Below are 16,811 nucleotides of genomic sequence, written 5' to 3' on the forward strand. Positions count from 1 at the left end.
ACCCGCAGTGCGACTCAATGACCTCGACGAGCGCATCGTCCACGCGCTCGCTGAAGACGCCCGCCGCTCCTACGCCGACATCGGCTCGCTGATCGGCCTGTCCGCGCCCGCCGTGAAGCGGCGCGTGGACCGGCTGCGCGCCGAGGGGGCCATCACCGGATTCACCGTCCGGGTGGACCCCGCGGCGCTCGGCTGGGAGACCGAGGGCTTCATCGAGATCTACTGCCGCCGCAACACCTCGCCCGACGCCATCAAGCGCGGCCTGGAGCGGTACCCCGAGGTCGCGTCCGCCTCCACCGTCACCGGTGAGGCGGACGCGATCGTCCAGGTCTTCGCCTCCGACATGCGCCACTTCGAGCGCGTCCTGGAGCGGATCGCGGGGGAGCCCTACGTGGAGCGCACCAAGTCCGTCCTGGTGCTCTCGCCCCTGCTCAGGCGCTTCTCCTCGGGCTCGCCCGCCTGACGCCTCGCGGCTGTGGCGCAAGAGGCGTACGGGTCGCATCAAGATCACGCAACGAATCGCCGCCGAGGGCGCCCCACGCGCAACGAATCATCCTCCGGCGCGCAACAGTCGCGCCTTGTCGGGGCCGAACGGCGGAACGTACCGTCTAGGTGACCCCTTCAACCACTTTCGCCCCCGAGGTCTGCCATGCCGCCGCTGCGCACCGCCCTGCTCCAGAGCTCCGGCTCTCCCGGCGACGTGGCCGCGAACCTGAAGGTGCTGGACGAGGCGGCCGGCCGCGCCGCGGCGACCGGGGCGGACCTGCTGGTCACCTCCGAGATGTTCCTCACCGGCTACGCCATCGGCGACGAGGTGCCGCGCCTCGCCGAGGCCGCCGACGGCCCCGCCGCGCGGTCCGTCGCCGAGATCGCCGTACGCCACGGGCTCGCCGTCCTCTACGGCTACCCGGAGCGCGACGGCGCGTCGGTGCACAACTCCGCCCAGCTCATCGGCCCCGACGGCGCCGCCCTGGCGAACCACCGCAAGACCCACCTCTTCGGCTGCTTCGAGCAGCAGTGGTTCACCCCCGGCGACCAGCCGGTCGTCCAGGCGGAGCTGAACGGGCTCCGGCTCGGGATCGTGATCTGCTACGACGTGGAGTTCCCCGAGAACGTCCGGGCGCACGCGCTGGCCGGCACCGACCTCCTCCTGGTGCCGACGGCGCTGATGCACCCCGCTGAGTTCGTCGCCCAGTCCGTGGTGCCGGTGCGCGCCTTCGAGAACCAGATGTACATCGCGTACGTCAACCGGACCGGGCCCGAGGGCGAGTTCGAGTTCGTCGGCCTCAGCTGTCTGGCGGGGCCCGACGGCACCGCCCGCGCCCGCGCCGGGCGGGAGCCCGAGCTGGTGGTCGGCGACGCCGACCCCGAGCTGCTGGCCGCCTCCCGCGAGGCCAACCCGTATCTGCGCGACCGCCGCCCCGGCCTCTACACCTCCCTCGTCTGACCCGGACCCTTCCGGCCGCCCCCAACCCCCCTCGTCACAGCGCAAGGAGTCCGTACCCCATGACGTCCACGGTGCCCACCGCCGTCCCGCACACCGACGGCCAGCCGCCGATCACCATGTTCGGTCCGGACTTCCCCTACGCGTACGACGACTTCCTGGCCCACCCGGCCGGGCTCGGCCAGATACCCGCGACCGAGCACGGCACCGAGGTCGCCGTCATCGGCGGCGGGCTGTCCGGGATCATCTCCGCGTACGAGCTGATGAAGATGGGCCTCAAGCCCGTCGTGTACGAGGCCGACCAGATCGGCGGACGGCTGCGCACCGTCGGCTTCGAGGGCGCCGGGACCGAGGGGCTGACCGCGGAGATGGGCGCCATGCGCTTCCCGCCGTCCTCCACCGCCCTCCAGCACTACATCGACCTCGTCGGCCTGGTCACCGAGCCGTTCCCGAACCCGCTGGCCGAGGCGACCCCCTCCACCGTCGTCGACCTCAAGGGCGAGACGCACTACGCGGAGACCATCGCCGACCTGCCGCAGGTCTACCGCGACGTGGCCGCCGCCTGGAACGCCTGCCTCGACGAGGGCGCGGACTTCTCCGACATGAACCAGGCCATGCGCGAGCGCGACGTCCCGCGCATCCGCGAGATCTGGGCCAAGCTCGTCGAGAAGCTCGACAACCAGACCTTCTACGGCTTCCTCTGCGACTCGCAGGCGTTCAAGTCCTTCCGGCACCGCGAGATCTTCGGCCAGGTCGGCTTCGGCACCGGCGGCTGGGACACCGACTTCCCCAACTCGATCCTGGAGATCCTGCGGGTCGTCTACACCGAGGCCGACGACCACCACCGCGGCATCGTCGGCGGCTCCCAGCAGCTGCCGCTGCGCCTGTGGGAGCGCGAGCCCGAGAAGATCGTCCACTGGGCGCAGGGCACCTCGCTCTCCTCGCTCCACGAGGGCGCGCCGCGCCCGGCCGTGACCCGGCTGACCCGCACCGCGGGCAACCGGATCACCGTGACCGACGCCTCCGGCGACATCCGCACCTTCCGCGCGGCGATCTTCACCGCGCAGTCCTGGATGCTGCTCTCCAAGATCGCCTGCGACGACTCGCTCTTCCCGATCGACCACTGGACGGCGATCGAGCGCACCCACTACATGGAGTCCTCGAAGCTGTTCGTGCCGGTGGACCGGCCGTTCTGGCTGGACAAGGACGAGGACACCGGCCGGGACGTCATGTCGATGACGCTCACCGACCGCATGACGCGCGGCACCTACCTCCTGGACAACGGGCCGGACCGGCCCGCCGTCATCTGCCTCTCCTACACGTGGTGCGACGACAGCCTGAAGTGGCTCCCGCTGTCGGCGACCGAGCGCCTGGAGGTCATGCTCAAGTCGCTCGGCGAGATCTATCCGAAGGTCGACATCCGCAAGCACATCATCGGCAACCCGGTGACCGTGTCGTGGGAGAACGAGCCCTACTTCATGGGCGCGTTCAAGGCGAACCTGCCGGGCCACTACCGCTACCAGCGACGCCTGTTCACCCACTTCATGCAGGACACGCTGCCCGAGGACAAGCGGGGCATCTTCCTCGCGGGCGACGACATCTCCTGGACGGCGGGCTGGGCCGAGGGCGCCGTGCAGACCGCGCTGAACGCGGTGTGGGGCGTCATGCACCACCTCGGCGGCGCCACCGACGCCACCAACCCCGGTCCGGGCGATCTGTACGAGGAGATCAAGCCGGTCGAGCTGCCGGAGGACTGAGGTCCCGGCCGGAAGCGAACGCGGGGCCCGGGGGCCGGAGGCAGCCGCCCCGGCCCCCCGTCCGCGTCTACAGCCCGGCCGCGCGCGCCAGTTGGTACACCTCGGCCGCGATGTCCTTGAGCTCCTCCGCGTCCCGGGCCGAGCCCTGGAGGTCGAGGAGGAACTCGCCGATGCCCTCGTGCGCGTGGGCCGCCAGGTCGGCCACGATCTGCGCCGAGCTGCCGGTGAACGGCTGCCGGTCGTCGCCCTCGTAGGGCTTCGGCGTACGGCGGGCGTTGATCCGGACGCACACCTCCAGGGGGCGCTCCCGGCCGCGCTCGGCGGCCAGCTCCCGAAGCCCGCTCCACGCCTGGGCGAGCTGGTCCGCGCCCTGCGCGACCGGCATCCAGCCGTCGGCCCGGTCCACCACCCGGCGGGTCGCCCGCGGGCCGGAGGCCGCCAGGTAGACCGGGATCGGCCGCGCGGGCTTCGGCCCGACCTCGCTGGGGGCGATCGTGGTGAACTCGCCCTCGTACGCCACCGGATCCGGGCCCCAGACCGCGGCGAACACGTCGAGCGTCTCGTCGAGCACCTTGCCGCGCCGCTCGAAGGGGGCCACGGCCGCCGCCGCGTACTCGTCGTGGGACCAGCCCGTGCCGATGCCCGCCAGCACCCGGCCGCCGCTGGCCGCGTCCAGCGTGGCGAGCGAGCGGGCCAGCTGGAACGGCACGTGCAGCGGCGCCACCAGCACGCTGGTGCCCAGCCGGGCCCGCTCGGTGGCGCCCGCCGCGAGGGTGAGCGACACCAGCGGGTCGGCCACCGAACGGTAGCCGTCGGGCCAGGGCAGGCCCGGTATCCCGTACAGCCCCTGGGTCGCCGGGGTCGGGAAGATCACCCGCTCGAAGACCCACAGGCTCTCGTAGCCCGTCTCCTCCGCCGCGCGGGCCACCGCCGGGATGTCCCGGCCGATGTCGTACTGCTTCATCTGCGGGAGACCGAGTCCGAGCCGGATCGCCATGAGGGAACTCCTAGGGCCGAGGGTGCCGGGGGAAGCGCGTACGGCGTCAGCAGGCACCGGCCGACCAGGCCGACCCCCGCGTCCATCCGTTCACTGAACTCCCGGGACAGCTCCGGAAGTTCCCGCAGCCGCCACAGGAGTCGCGCGGAGGACCAGGCGGCCTCGCGCGCCCGCTCCAGGCTCCAGGACGCCAGCAGATGCGTGAGCGGGTCCGCGACCTCCAGCAGGTCCGGACCCGGCATCAGCTCCTCGCGCACCCGCTCCTCCAGGGCCACCAGCGTGTCCCCGACGACGTCGAAGTCGTCCTCCAGATCGGCCGGTTCACAGCCCAGCGCCCCGCAGCTGTCGACCACGGCGAGCGGCAGGTCGTGCCCGATGTGGGCGTTCACCCCGCACAGCGCGAACTGGAGCGGGCGCACCCCCGGGTGGCGGCGGTACTGGAACAGCGGACGCCAGCACGCGGGCGGGCGTCCCCCGGCCGCGGCCTCGTCGACCGCCCGCAGATAGCGCCGGGCGAACAGCACGTCCAGGGTGGCCGCCGCCCGTACGTCGGTGAACGCGCCCCGGCCCAGCGACCGGCCGATCTCCTCGGTGACCGCGAGGTAGACCCCGTTGAAGACGGCCACGCCGTCGCCGGGCGGCAGGCTCGCGCGCAGCCCCCGCATCCGCGCCACCACGGTGTCCACGGCCGCCCCGGCGGCCCGTGTCCCCCCTGCCCACTGCTCGGTCCGCGCCATGGGGGCAGCGTCCCAGCCCGGCGCCGCGCGGGGCGGCGCCGGGCCGGGGCTTCCCCGGAACGGGTGAACCGGGGCGGGTGGGTTCAGCGGGAGGAGGGGGAACGGCCGCCCGGCTCGCCGCCGTCGGCCGCCCGCGCGGCGCCCTCCGTGCCGTACGAGGAGGTGCCCTCGTCCAGGAGGGGCTCCTGCTCCTTGAGGTGGGCCGGGGCCAGGGCGCGCAGCACGTGGTAGCCGGTGATGACGACGATGGTGCCGAGCGCGATCCCGCTGAGCCGGAAGTCGTCGGTGAACTTCAGCGAGACGCCGCCGATGCCGATGATGATGCCCGCGGCGGCGGGGACCAGGTTCAGCGGATTGCGCAGGTCCACCTTGGCGTTGATCCAGATCTGGGCGCCCAGCAGACCGATCATGCCGTACAGGATGACGGTGATGCCGCCGAGGACGCCGCCGGGGATCGCCGCGACGACCGCGCCGAACTTGGGGCAGACGCCGAAGAGCAGCGCGAATCCGGCGGCGGCCCAGTAGGCGGCGGTCGAGTAGACGCGGGTGGCCGCCATGACGCCGATGTTCTCGGAGTACGTGGTGTTGGGCGGGCCGCCGACGGCGGTGGACAGCACGGAGGCGGCGCCGTCGGCGGCGATCGCCGTGCCGAGCTGGTCGTCGAGGTCGTCTCCGGTCATCTCGCCGACGGCCTTGACGTGTCCGGCGTTCTCGGCGATCAGGGCGATCACCACGGGGAGCGCGACCAGGATGGCGGACCACTCGAAGTGCGGGGCGTGGAAGGAGGGCAGCCCGATCCAGTCGGCCCTGCCGACGCCGGAGAGGTCCAGTCGCCAGTGGTCGGTGGCCTCGCCCGCGCCCGCGACGGAGTTGATCTTGCCGAAGACGCGGTCGAAGAGCCAGGAGACGCCGTAGCCGAAGAGCAGGCCGAGGAAGATCGCCACCCGGGACCAGAAGCCGCGCAGACAGACCACGGCGAGCCCGGTGAAGAGCATCACCAGCAGGGCGGTCCACTGGTCCTGGGGCCAGTAGGTGGAGGCGGTGACCGGGGCCAGGTTGAAGCCGATCAGCATCACCACGGCGCCGGTCACGACGGGCGGCATCGCCGCGTGGATGATCCGGGCGCCGAACCGGCGCACCGCGAGACCGGCCGCGAAGAGCACGGCCCCGACGACCAGGACCGCGCCGGTGACGGTGGCGCTGCTGCCGCCGGTGGCCCGGATCGTGGCGGCGACTCCGACGAAGGAGAGCGAGCAGCCGAGGTAGCTGGGCACCCGGCCCTTGGTGGCCAGCAGGAAGATGGCCGTGGCCACGCCGGACATCATGATCGCGAGGTTGGGGTCGAGGCCCATGAGGACCGGCGCCACGAACGAGGCGCCGAACATGGCCACCACGTGCTGGGCGCCGAGGCCGATCGTCCGGGGCCAGGAGAGCCGCTCGTCCGGACGTACGACGGCGCCGGGTGCGGGGGTCCGCCCGTCGCCGTGCAGGGTCCAGCGCACGCCGAGGCCCATGAGTTCGCTCCAGTTCGTTCCGTGCTGAGAAGGAGTTCCGTGCTGAGAAGAATCAGCGCAATGGTAGTGGGGCTCACGATCCGAGGTCTCATCCGTGAATCCCGCGCGGGACATTGTCACCCGGAGCTGCTGGCTCTACGGCCCGACGGACCTGTTGGTGAACATGGTTCAGATACCTGATTTACGGATCGGGGGAGGTGCCGCCATGGGGGTCACCGGGTGGCGCCGGAGGACTCGGCCGGCGCCGCCCCCGTGGCCCCGGCCCGCGCCGCGCCGCCCGGGCGCAGCACGCCCGCGCCCGCCACCAGCCCCAGCGTCAGCAGCGTGACCAGGCCGAACGACACCACCAGCGAGGTCAGACCGGCGATCCCGCCGATGGCCGAGGGCGCGATCAGGCCCGAGGTGTACGTGATGGTGGCGACGCCCGCGATGGCCTGGCTCGGGCGCGGCCCGCTGCGCGCCGCCGCCGCGAAGGCCAGCGGCACCACGACCGCCACCCCGAGGCCGATGAGGGCGAACCCGGCCATCGCGACGGCCGGCCGGGGCGCCAGGACGACCAGGGTGCCGCCCGTCGCGGCCAGCGCGCCGCCCCAGCGCACCGTCCGTACCGCGCCGAACCGGTCCACCACCTTGTCGCCCGCGATCCGGGTCACCGCCATGGTGAGGGTGAAGGCGGTGGTCGTGGCGGCGGCGAGGCCCGCCGAGGTGTCCAGGGAGTCCCGCAGGTAGACCGCCGACCAGTCCAGGCTCGCGCCCTCGGCGAACACCGCGCAGAACGCGACCAGTCCGATCACCAGCGCGCTCCTGGGCGGCAGCGCGAAGCGCGGCGGGGCGGCCTCGCCGGGCGCGCTGCGCAGGTCCAGGACGCCGCCGCAGACGTACGCGCCGAGCGCGGTCAGCACGGCCGCCGCCAGCAGGTGGTGCAGGCGCGCGTCGGCCCCCAGGTGCGCGGCCAGGGTCCCGGCCGCCGAACCGGCCACCGCGCCCGCGCTCCACATGCCGTGCAGCCCCGACATGATGGAGCGGCCCAGCCGGTTCTCGGTCTCCACGCCCAGCGCGTTCATCGCCACGTCCGACAGGCCCGAGGTCGCCCCGTACAGGAACAGCGCCGCGCACAGCGTGTACATGTTGGGCGCCAGCGCCGGGAGCGCGAGGCCCAGGGTCCACAGGGCGAGCATGCCGCGCAGCGCCCGGCGCGCCCCGAACCGGTGGGTGACGGCGCCGGAGAGCGGCATCAGCAGCGACGAGCCGATCGCGGGGAACGCGAGCGCCAGGCCGAGCTGGCCGGTGGAGACCCCGGCGTGCTCCTGGATCCAGGGGACCCGGGTGGCGAAGTTGCCGGTGACCGCGCCGTGCACGCAGAACACGGCGGCTATCGCGATCCGTGCGCGGCGCAGCCGGGCCGCGCACGGTGCCGCCTCCCGGGTGCCGTCCTCGTCCCCAGCCCTGTCCGCAGCCCTGTCCCGACCCATGTGGCGAGTCCTCCCCTTGCCGTCCCCGGTGTGAAACTATCAGGAAGCCTGCCTGATAAATGATCCCGGCGGCAAGGGGATTCCCGGGATCTGGAAGGATTCCCGCCATGCCCGCACCGACCTCCGCCGCCCCCGCCTCACCCAGCACCGCCCGGGCCATCAACGACCGGCTGGCCCTGCGCCTGCTGCAGGACGAGGGGCCGCTGACGGCGGGTCAGCTCAAGAAGCTCACCGGCCTGTCCCGGCCCACCGTCGCCGACCTGGTCGAACGGCTCCAGGGCTCGGGCCTGGTCGAGGTGGTGGGGGAGTCCGGCGCCGAGCGGCGCGGCCCCAACGCCCGGCTGTACGGGATCGTCGCGGACCGGGCCCATCTCGCCGCCCTGGACGTGCGCACCGACAGCGTCGCCGTCCTGGTCGCCGATCTCCTCGGCAATCCGCTGGCCGAGGCGGCGCTCCCCATCGGGGCGGAGGCGGGTACCGGGCCCGCCGTGGAGCGGGCGGTGGCGCTGGTCGAGCGCGCCGCGCGGGAGGCGGGCGCCGCCCGGCTGCACAGCGTCGGCGTGGGCGCGCCCGGCCTGATCGACCCGGTCTCCGGCGAACTGCGCGAGACCACGGGCCTGCCCGCCTGGCACCGGGAGCTGGTCGCGGCCCTCAGCGGGCGGCTCTCGGCCGGGGTCCTCGTCGAGAACGAGGTCAATCTGGCCGCGATGGCGGAACACCGGCTCGGGGCCGCGCGCGGCCGGGACGACTTCGTGCTGTTCTGGCTGGGCCGGGGCGTGGGCGCGGCCGTCTTCCTGGACGGCAGGCTGCGCCGGGGGGTCTCCGGGGGCGCCGGCGAGATCGGCTTCCTGCCGGTCCCCGGCACGTCCGGGCTGCCCTCGGCGACCGGCTGCGACGGCGGGTTCCACTCCCTCGCGGGCGCCGGGGCGATCGTCCGGCTGGCGGCCCGGCACGGTCTGACGGGCGGCGCCGAGGCCCTGGTCCGGGACGCGGAGGGGCCGTTCCTGGAGGAGCTGGCCGAGCGGCTCGCGATTGGCGCGGCGGCCGTGGTCTCGGTCCTCGACCCGGGCCTGGTCGTGCTCGGCGGCGAACTCGGCCACGCGGGCGGAGAGGTGCTGGCCGAGCGGGTGCGGCGGCGGCTCGCCGCGCTGAGCCCCCTCGGCACCGAGGTGCGGGCGACCGGGCTGGGCGACCGGGCGGTGCTGCGCGGCGCCCTGCTGGCGGCGCGGGACGCGGCCCAGGACGACCTCTTCGGCCCGCCCGCGCCCTGAGTACCTGCCCCCGCGCCCTGGGCACCCGCCCCACGTCCTGGGGCGCCGCGTGCCCCGACCACCGCACCCCGGCCGGGAGTTCCGGCCGGGGTGCGGGCCCGATGCGGCGGGACCCGGCGGCGGCAAGGGCCGGTCGCGCCGCCGGGGGTCGGGGCCGGGGGTCAGCAGGCGCCGAGGTCCTGCCACACCCCCCACTCGCCGGTGGAGCCGGGCTCCTCGCCCTTCGTCCACCACTTGGACTTCCAGTTGTGCGCCTTGTTGGAGACGGTGGTGCCGCCGCCGTACTCGGCCGTGGCCGACCAGGCGGGCGCGGAGCAGGTGCCGCCGGTGGTGCCACCGGTCGACCCGCCCGTGGTGCCGCCCGTCGTCCCGCCGGTGCTGCCGCCGGTCGAGCCACCGGTGGTCCCACCAGTGCCGCCGCCCGTGGTTCCGCCGGTGCTGGTGCCCGTGCCGGGCTCGACCACGGTCGCGCCGCGGGTGAGGTCACCGGCCAGCGCGTACGTCTGGCCGCCGAACGTCACCGTCCAGTTGGACGGCGTCGACACCGGCAGGTAGTAGACGAAGTCCAGCGTCACCGAGGCACCGGGCGCCAGCGTCTGCCAGGCCGGGAGCTTCAGCGAGACCCGGTTGTAGTCGCCCTTCAGACCGCCCGCGTTGCTGCCGCTGTGGTCGCTGCGCACGATCGTGGTGCCGAAGCCGGACTGGTCCTTGGCGTTGGCCGGGGCCGAGGTCCCGTAGTCGAACTGGAACTCCGTGCCGCCCGGCAGCGTCGCCTTGGTGTTGTTGGTGATCGTCACCTTGGGGCTGATCGGGTAGTTGGAGTCGCCGAGCGGGAACTGCCCGAAGTCCACACCGATGTCCAGCGCCTGCGTCGGCAGCGTGACGGTGGAGCGCTTGGCGCCGTACGGGGAGGCCGACTTGAACTTGTCGTACATCGCGGACGTCAGCGTCGAGCCGGGCTCGTACTGCCCCTTGGCGGCGTTGTAGCCGTAGTCGCCCGCGAGCTCCCACACCATCGTGCCGCCGATGCCGTTGTTGACCACGTAGTCGGCCTTGGCGTTCACCGACTGCTCGTCCTCGGTGGAGAGGAACACCTTCTTCTGGTCGTTCCACAGCCAGGGCGCGACCAGCGTCGAGCTGTACTTGCGCGCGTAGGTGCCGGTCAGCTTGGTGTCGGCGGGGAAGCCGTACTTGGTGACGTAGTCGCCGACGACGCCCTTCTCCAGGTTCTTGGCGTGCCACATCGGGTTGGAGCCCGCCGGGGCCTCCTTGCCGTTGTCGTCGAGGTCGTGCCAGAGGTTGTCGATGCCGGTCGCGCCGTCACCGCACTTGGTCAGCCCCGACCCGGCCGGACAGGTGGTCGTGGCGGCCTTGCCCCACAGCCCGTCCGTCCCGCCGGTCACGTTCTTGAAGCCGCGCGTGTAGTACGGCAGGCCCATGTTGATGCGTCCGGCGGGCATCGAACCGCGGAAGTAGTGGTACGCCCAGTCCGCGTTCAGATAGCCGATCCCGCCGTACTGGGAAGTGGAGTAGACGCCCGCGGCGGCGAGTTCCGCGTCCTTGCCGTCGTCGAAGAGCGAGGCGTTCGGGCCCACGTACTCGTTCCACGCGCCGTGCAGGTCGTACGACATGATGTTGACGTAGTCCAGGTACTTCTGGACCTGGAAGGTCTCCATGCCGCGCAGCAGATAGCCGGAGGACGGCGCCGCGACGGAGAGCAGATAGTGCTTGCCGTCGGCCGCCCCCGCGCGGTCGAGCTTCTCCCGGAGCGACTTCATCAGCGCGGCATAGCCCTTGACCAGGCCCGCCCGGCGGGCGTTGGAGAGGGTCCAGTCGAGCGGATTGCCCGCGTCCTTCATCGTGGTGGGGTACTCGTAGTCGATGTCGACGCCGTTGAACCCGTACTTCTTGATGAAGGCCACGGCCGAGTCGGCGAAGGTGTCGATGCCCGGCTGGTTCACCGAGCCGTCGGCGTTGGTGGCCATGGAGTAGAAGCCGCCCGAGCCGACGCGCTTGCCGTCGTCACCGAAGAATCCGCCGGTCTCGGCCCAGCCGCCCACCGAAATGAGGGTCTTGACGTTCGGGTGCTGCTTCTTGAATTTGTTCAGCAGGTTGAAATGGCCCTTGTAGGGGAGCGCCGGGTCCATCTCGGCGCCCGCGACGCCCGGCCAGGTCATGCCGGTCGCCGCGTTCTTCTCGCTGTCGGAGCCGACCGAGATCTTGTTGTCGGAGCCGATGTGCGCGAAGGCGTAATTGATGTGGGTGACCTTGTCCCACGGGATGTCGGAGGCGAGATAGGCCGGGGTCCCGTCCTGGCCGGTGCGCCAGCCGGTGAAGTAGCCGATGACCCGGCGCTGGTGGTCGGGGCCCATCTTCTCGCGGCCCTCGGAGTCGTACACCGAGCAGTACGGCACGTCGACGCCGGGCGTCTTGTACAGCCCGTCGGGACGGCAGGACTCGTTGTCGGCGGCCTGGGAGACGCCGGTGGACAGGGTCGAGAGCAGCAGCCCGGCGACCGCGGCACCGGTCGCGAGCAGCGTGGCTCTCGTACGAGTGGGGGACTGCACGATCTGTTCCTCCTGGGGGAGGTCGGTGTGACACAACGGACTGCGGGCGGTCGTGCTGTGGCCGCGGCGTGCGCACACCGGCGGGCCTCACCTCGGAGGTGACGCAGAGATTAAAAGGACTAGACCAGTGCGTCAATAGGTATGGACCAATAACAGGAAGTGATCACTGGCGGTGTCCGGGCTGTGACTCAGGCCACAGGCGTTCGCCCGTATGGCCGACGATCAGTCGTGGCACACTGGCCCTGTACCAGCAGCAGCGCACTCCGGGGTCGGTGTAATTCCGAACCGGCGGTAATAGTCCGCGACCCGGCCGCATCCAGTGGCCGGTTGACCAGGTGGAATTCCTGGACCGACGGTGAAAGTCCGGATGGGAGGCAGTGCGCGGCGGGCGGGCCCTTGGCGGGGCATGCCGGCCGTTGTCCTGGTCGCCGTCCACGGCGACCGGTGTCTTTCGGCCATTGGCGTGAGCTGTCCTCGCGGTCCCGTTTCCCGCTCTCTGTCGTTCCTCGACAGCCCCGGAGTCCGTGCCCGAAGAGGCAGGAGGACCCGGTGGCCACCACAGCCGACGCAGCCGCCGTGCGCCGAGCCGTCCGGCTCGCCACGCGCCGTGCCGTCCGCTCCGCCCCGCGCGGATCCGGCTCCAGCAGCCCCGCCCCGCTCCTCGGACACGCCCTCACCGCTGTCTGCGCCCCTGCCACCGTCAAGGAGCGATGAGCGTGTTCACCGGAATCGTCGAAGAGCTGGGTGAGGTCACCGCCGTCGAGAAGCTCGGCGACTCCTCCCGCTTCCGCCTGCGCGGCCCCGTGGTGACCGAGGGCGCCCGGCACGGCGACTCGATCGCCGTCAACGGCGTCTGTCTGACCGTCGTGGAGACCGGCGACGGCGAGTTCACCGCCGACGTCATGGAGGAGACGCTCCGGCGCTCCAGCCTCGGCGCGCTCGGCGTCGGCTCCCGGGTCAACCTGGAGCGGCCGATGGCCGTGGGCGGGCGCCTGGGCGGGCACATCGTCCAGGGACACGTGGACGGCACGGGCGCCGTCGTGGCGCGCACGCCCTCGGAGAACTGGGAGATCGTCGAGATCTCGCTGCCCGCCGAGCTCAGCCGCTATGTGGTGGAGAAGGGCTCGATCACCGTCGACGGCATCAGCCTCACCGTCGTGGAGGCGGGCAGCGGCCACTTCACCGTCAGCCTCATCCCGACCACCCTCGCGCTGACCACGCTCGGCCACAAGCAGCCCGGCGACCCGGTCAACCTGGAGGTCGACGTGATCGCCAAGTACGTCGAGCGGCTGCTCGGCGCGCGGACCGGGGAGGACCCCAAGTGAACTGGCTCAACTCCGAGGCGTTCACCGCCTTCGGACAGCACATCAAGTGGTCCGACATGGTCGGCAACACCACCGGTCTGCTCGCCCTCGCCCTCGGCTGGCGGCGCTCCATCTGGACCTGGCCCGCCCAGTTCCTCTCCGGCGTCATCCTCTTCGCGGCCTTCGCCTCCGGCCACCTCTCCGGCAGCGCCGGCAAGCAGGTCGTCGTGATGGCCGTGGCCGCGTGGGGCTGGTGGCAGTGGAGCGGCGGCCGGCGCCAGGCGCAGGACGGCACCCTCGCCATCCGCTTCGCCACCTGGCGCGAGCGCGCGGCCCTCGCGGGCGGCGCGGCGCTCGGCACGGTGGCCGTGGCGAGCCTGTTCACCGCGTACCCGACGCTCTCCTGGGACCCCTGGCCGGACGCCTACGTCTTCGTCGGCACCGTCGTCGCCATGTACGCCCAGGCGCGCGGCATGGTCGAGTTCTGGTTCGCCTGGCTCCTGGTCGACGCGGTGGGCGTGCCGCTCAACTTCGCCAACGGATACGCCTTCTCCGGCTTCGTCTACGTCATCTACGGCGCAATCGTCCTGTGGGGCCTGCGCGACTGGTGGCTGCGCTCCCGTACGAGCGCGCAGCCCGTCCTGGAAGGAGCGGCGGCATGAGCGCCACCACACCCACCTGGTACTCCACCGACAACCGCGAGGACCTCTCCCTCGACCCCGTCGAGCAGGCCATCCGCGACATCGCGGCCGGCCGCCCGGTCGTGGTCGTCGACGACGAGGACCGCGAGAACGAGGGCGACCTCGTCGTCGCCGCCGAGAAGGCCACCCCCGAGATCGTCGCCTTCATGATGAGCGAGTGCCGCGGGCTGATCTGCGCCCCCATGGAGGGCGAGGCGCTCGACCGGCTCCGGCTGCCGCAGATGGTCGACCAGAACACCGAGTCGATGAAGACCGCGTTCACCGTCTCGGTCGACGCCACCGCCGCGTTCGGCGTCTCCACCGGCATCTCCGCCGCCGACCGCGCCACCACCCTGCGCCTGCTCGCCGACGGACAGGCCAAGGCGGGCGACTTCGTCCGCCCCGGCCACGTCTTCCCGCTGCGCGCCAGGCCCGGCGGCGTGCTGGCCCGCAACGGCCACACCGAGGCCGCCGTCGACCTCGCCCGGCTCGCCGGGCTCGCCCCGGCCGGCGCCATCGTGGAGATCGCGGGCGAGGACGGCGTGATGCTGCGGCTGCCCGAGCTGATCCCGTTCGCCCGCAAGCACGGCCTGACGATCATCTCCATCGAGGACCTGATCGCCTACCGCCGCTCCGCCGAACCCACCGTGCGCCGCGAGGCCGAGGTCCATCTGCCCACCTCCTTCGGCGAGTTCACCGCCTACGGCTACCGCTCCACCGTCGACGGCGTCGAGCACGTCGCCCTGGTCCACGGCGAGCTCGGCGACGGTGAGGACGTCCTGGTGCGGGTCCACTCCGAGTGCCTGACCGGCGACATCTTCCACTCGCTGCGCTGCGACTGCGGCCCCCAGCTGCAGGCGTCCATGGAGCGCATCACCGAGGCGGGCCGCGGCGTCGTCGTCTATCTGCGCGGCCACGAGGGCCGCGGCATCGGACTGCTCTCCAAGCTGCGCGCCTACGAGCTCCAGGAGCAGGGCCGCGACACGCTCGACGCCAACCTGGAGCTAGGGCTGCCCGCCGACGCCCGCGACTACGCGGCGGGCGCGCAGATCCTGGACGACCTGGGCGTCCGCAGCCTGCGGCTGATGACCAACAACCCCGAGAAGACCGACGCCCTGGTCCGCCACGGCCTCAAGGTCACCGGCCGGGAGCCGATGCCGGTCAAGGCGGGCGAGCACAATCTGCGGTACCTGCGCACCAAGCGCGACCGGATGGGCCACGACCTGCCGTGGCTGGACGCGACCGCGTCGGCCTGCGGCAACCAGTAGTACCCGACCGGCAACGACACCCAGCGACACCCGCAACAGCAACAGATCACCGAGGAGTAGCACGTGAGTGGCAAGGGCGCACCCGAACTGTCCGTACGCAACTGCGCAGACCTCCGGGTCGCCGTGATCGCGGCGCAGTGGCACGAGAAGGTCATGGACGGACTCGTCGACGGCGCCCTGCGCGCCCTGCACGAGCTCGGCATCGACGAGCCGACCCTGCTGCGCGTCCCGGGCAGCTTCGAGCTCCCGGTCGTCGCCAAGGTCCTGGCCGGACGCGGGTACGATGCGGTCGTCGCCCTCGGCGTCGTCATCAGGGGCGGTACGCCGCACTTCGATTACGTGTGCCAGGGTGTCACCAACGGCCTCACCCAGGTCAGCGTCGAGACCGGTGTACCCATCGGCTTCGGGGTGCTGACCTGCGACACCGAGGAGCAGGCCCTGGACCGGGCCGGCCTCGAAGGGTCCAACGAGGACAAGGGCCACGAAGCGGTCACCGCCGCCGTCGCCACCGCCGCCACGCTGCGTACCGTCAGCGAACCCTGGCGCTGAGTGGCAGGAAGCCACCCCTTACCCTGAGAAGCATCATGGCGAACAAACCCCTCAAGAGTTTCGAAGAGCTCTTCGCCGAGCTCCAGCTCAAGGCCGCCGGCGGCGACCCGTCCACCTCTCGCACCGCCGAGCTGGTGGACAAGGGCGTGCATGCCATCGGCAAGAAGGTCGTCGAGGAGGCCGCCGAAGTCTGGATGGCCGCCGAGTACGAGAGCAAGGACGCCGCCGCCGAGGAGATCTCGCAGCTGCTGTACCACGTCCAGGTGATGATGGTCGCGCGCGGGATCTCCCTCGACGACGTCTACGCGCACCTCTGAGCGCACCCCGCCCCACCCCGTTCACCCCCCTGTACGTCTTCACGTAAGGAAGCCGACCTCATGCTGCGCATCGCCGTTCCCAACAAGGGTTCACTGTCCGGACCTGCGTCGGCGATGCTCCATGAGGCCGGCTACCAGATGCGCAAGGAGTCCAAGGAACTCGTCCTGGTCGACCCCGAGAACGAGGTCGAGTTCTTCTACCTGCGCCCCCGCGACATCGCGATCTACGTCAGCTCCGGCCGCCTGGACATCGGCATCACCGGCCGCGACCTGCTGCTCGACTCCGGCGCCGACGCCGAGGAGATCCTGCCCCTCGGCTTCGCCCGCTCCACCTTCCGCTACGCCACCAAGCCCGGCACCGCCAAGGACGTCGGCGACTTCGGCGGCATGACGATCGCCACCTCGTACGAGGGGATCGTCGCCCAGCACCTCAAGGACAGCGGCGTCGACGCCTCCGTCGTGCACCTGGACGGCGCCGTGGAGACCGCGATCGAGCTGGGCGTCGCCCAGATCATCGCGGACGTCGTGGAGACCGGCACCTCGCTGCGCAACGCGGGCCTCGAAGTGATCAGCGAGCCGATCATGAAGTCCGAGGCCGTCGTCATCCGCCGCACCGGCGCGGACGTCGAGGAGCCCAAGGTGCAGCAGTTCCTGCGCCGCCTCCAGGGCGTCCTGGTCGCCCGCAGCTACGTGATGATGGACTACGACTGCCGCGCCGAGCACCTGGAGCAGGCCGTCGCCCTCACCCCGGGCCTGGAGTCGCCGACCGTCTCCCCGCTCCACAACGAGGGCTGGGTCGCCGTGCGCGCCATGGTCCCCGCCAAGGAGGCCCAGCGGATCATGGACGACCTGTACGAGCTGGGCGCCCGCGCCATCCTCACCACGGCCATCCACGCCTGCCGTCTCTGACCCACCCCTTTCACCCCCGTACGGA

16 protein-coding genes and 1 riboswitch are annotated in these 16,811 nt (G+C 72.0%); of the genes, 11 read left to right on the top strand and 5 right to left on the bottom strand.

What is annotated here, in order from left to right; genetic code table 11:
• The first annotated feature begins 7 nt into the window (after window positions 1-7).
• The 3 genes from AB5J87_RS29490 to AB5J87_RS29500 all read left to right on the top strand — a co-directional run bounded on the left by AB5J87_RS29490 (window position 8) and on the right by AB5J87_RS29500 (window position 3,201).
• Entirely contained in the window at window positions 8-463 is a 456-nt protein-coding gene (locus tag AB5J87_RS29490; RefSeq protein WP_369380912.1) for an Lrp/AsnC family transcriptional regulator, read from the top strand.
• Between the two features lie 186 nt (window positions 464-649).
• On the top strand, window positions 650-1,447 hold the full coding sequence (locus AB5J87_RS29495; protein WP_369380914.1) for a carbon-nitrogen hydrolase family protein: 798 nt from the start codon (window positions 650-652) through the stop codon (window positions 1,445-1,447).
• Between the two features lie 59 nt (window positions 1,448-1,506).
• Window positions 1,507-3,201 carry a flavin monoamine oxidase family protein gene (locus AB5J87_RS29500; RefSeq protein ID WP_369380916.1) on the top strand — a complete coding sequence of 565 codons (1,695 nt, stop codon included), beginning with the start codon at window positions 1,507-1,509 and terminating at the stop codon, window positions 3,199-3,201.
• A gap of 67 nt (window positions 3,202-3,268) precedes the next feature.
• On the opposite strand, the gene AB5J87_RS29505 is transcribed toward AB5J87_RS29500, so the two are convergent.
• The 4 genes from AB5J87_RS29505 to AB5J87_RS29520 form a co-directional block, all read right to left on the bottom strand.
• The gene (locus tag AB5J87_RS29505) at window positions 3,269-4,198 is read right to left on the bottom strand and encodes an LLM class F420-dependent oxidoreductase (protein ID WP_369380918.1); all 930 of its coding nucleotides are present in this window, start codon (window positions 4,196-4,198) and stop codon (window positions 3,269-3,271) included.
• On the bottom strand, window positions 4,162-4,935 hold the full coding sequence (locus AB5J87_RS29510) for a DUF5995 family protein (protein WP_369380920.1): 774 nt from the start codon (window positions 4,933-4,935) through the stop codon (window positions 4,162-4,164). The genes AB5J87_RS29505 and AB5J87_RS29510 overlap by 37 nt, the downstream gene beginning before the upstream one ends.
• Window positions 4,936-5,018: 83 nt before the next feature.
• Window positions 5,019-6,449, bottom strand: a complete 1,431-nt coding sequence (locus AB5J87_RS29515) for a uracil-xanthine permease family protein (RefSeq protein WP_369380922.1) — start codon at window positions 6,447-6,449, stop codon at window positions 5,019-5,021.
• Between the two features lie 212 nt (window positions 6,450-6,661).
• Entirely contained in the window at window positions 6,662-7,921 is a 1,260-nt protein-coding gene (locus AB5J87_RS29520; RefSeq protein ID WP_369380924.1) for an MFS transporter, read from the bottom strand.
• A gap of 107 nt (window positions 7,922-8,028) precedes the next feature.
• Here AB5J87_RS29520 and AB5J87_RS29525 point away from each other — a divergent pair, with 107 nt between their 5' ends.
• The gene (locus tag AB5J87_RS29525) at window positions 8,029-9,192 is read left to right on the top strand and encodes an ROK family transcriptional regulator (protein WP_369380925.1); all 1,164 of its coding nucleotides are present in this window, start codon (window positions 8,029-8,031) and stop codon (window positions 9,190-9,192) included.
• Window positions 9,193-9,353: 161 nt separating this feature from the next.
• On the opposite strand, the gene AB5J87_RS29530 is transcribed toward AB5J87_RS29525, so the two are convergent.
• Window positions 9,354-11,759, bottom strand: coding sequence for a chitinase C-terminal domain-containing protein (locus AB5J87_RS29530; RefSeq protein ID WP_369380927.1), 2,406 nt, complete (start codon window positions 11,757-11,759; stop codon window positions 9,354-9,356).
• A gap of 254 nt (window positions 11,760-12,013) precedes the next feature.
• Window positions 12,014-12,144: riboswitch (FMN riboswitch) on the top strand.
• Between the two features lie 164 nt (window positions 12,145-12,308).
• Between AB5J87_RS29530 and AB5J87_RS29535 the strand changes: the two genes are divergently transcribed.
• The 7 genes from AB5J87_RS29535 to hisG all read left to right on the top strand — a co-directional run bounded on the left by AB5J87_RS29535 (window position 12,309) and on the right by hisG (window position 16,786).
• Window positions 12,309-12,473, top strand: a complete 165-nt coding sequence (locus AB5J87_RS29535; protein WP_369380930.1) for a hypothetical protein — start codon at window positions 12,309-12,311, stop codon at window positions 12,471-12,473.
• Window positions 12,474-12,475: 2 nt separating this feature from the next.
• Window positions 12,476-13,084: a riboflavin synthase gene (locus AB5J87_RS29540; RefSeq protein WP_369383704.1), complete on the top strand. Its 609-nt coding sequence runs from the start codon at window positions 12,476-12,478 to the stop codon at window positions 13,082-13,084.
• A complete protein-coding gene (locus tag AB5J87_RS29545) occupies window positions 13,081-13,725 on the top strand; it encodes a nicotinamide riboside transporter PnuC (protein WP_369380931.1) in 645 nt (214 codons plus the stop codon). The genes AB5J87_RS29540 and AB5J87_RS29545 overlap by 4 nt, the downstream gene beginning before the upstream one ends.
• A complete protein-coding gene (locus AB5J87_RS29550; protein WP_369380933.1) occupies window positions 13,722-15,011 on the top strand; it encodes a bifunctional 3,4-dihydroxy-2-butanone-4-phosphate synthase/GTP cyclohydrolase II in 1,290 nt (429 codons plus the stop codon). The genes AB5J87_RS29545 and AB5J87_RS29550 overlap by 4 nt, the downstream gene beginning before the upstream one ends.
• Window positions 15,012-15,074: 63 nt before the next feature.
• Window positions 15,075-15,560, top strand: a complete 486-nt coding sequence (ribH, locus tag AB5J87_RS29555) for a 6,7-dimethyl-8-ribityllumazine synthase (RefSeq protein ID WP_369380935.1) — start codon at window positions 15,075-15,077, stop codon at window positions 15,558-15,560.
• Window positions 15,561-15,595: 35 nt separating this feature from the next.
• Window positions 15,596-15,877: a phosphoribosyl-ATP diphosphatase gene (locus tag AB5J87_RS29560; protein WP_369380937.1), complete on the top strand. Its 282-nt coding sequence runs from the start codon at window positions 15,596-15,598 to the stop codon at window positions 15,875-15,877.
• A 60-nt stretch (window positions 15,878-15,937) separates the two neighbouring features.
• Window positions 15,938-16,786, top strand: coding sequence for an ATP phosphoribosyltransferase (gene hisG, locus AB5J87_RS29565; RefSeq protein ID WP_369380938.1), 849 nt, complete (start codon window positions 15,938-15,940; stop codon window positions 16,784-16,786).
• Window positions 16,787-16,811: the final 25 nt, after the last annotated feature.

The sequence above is a fragment of the Streptomyces sp. cg36 genome (assembly GCF_041080675.1).
In the GTDB taxonomy this organism is placed as follows: Bacteria; Actinomycetota; Actinomycetes; order Streptomycetales; family Streptomycetaceae; genus Streptomyces.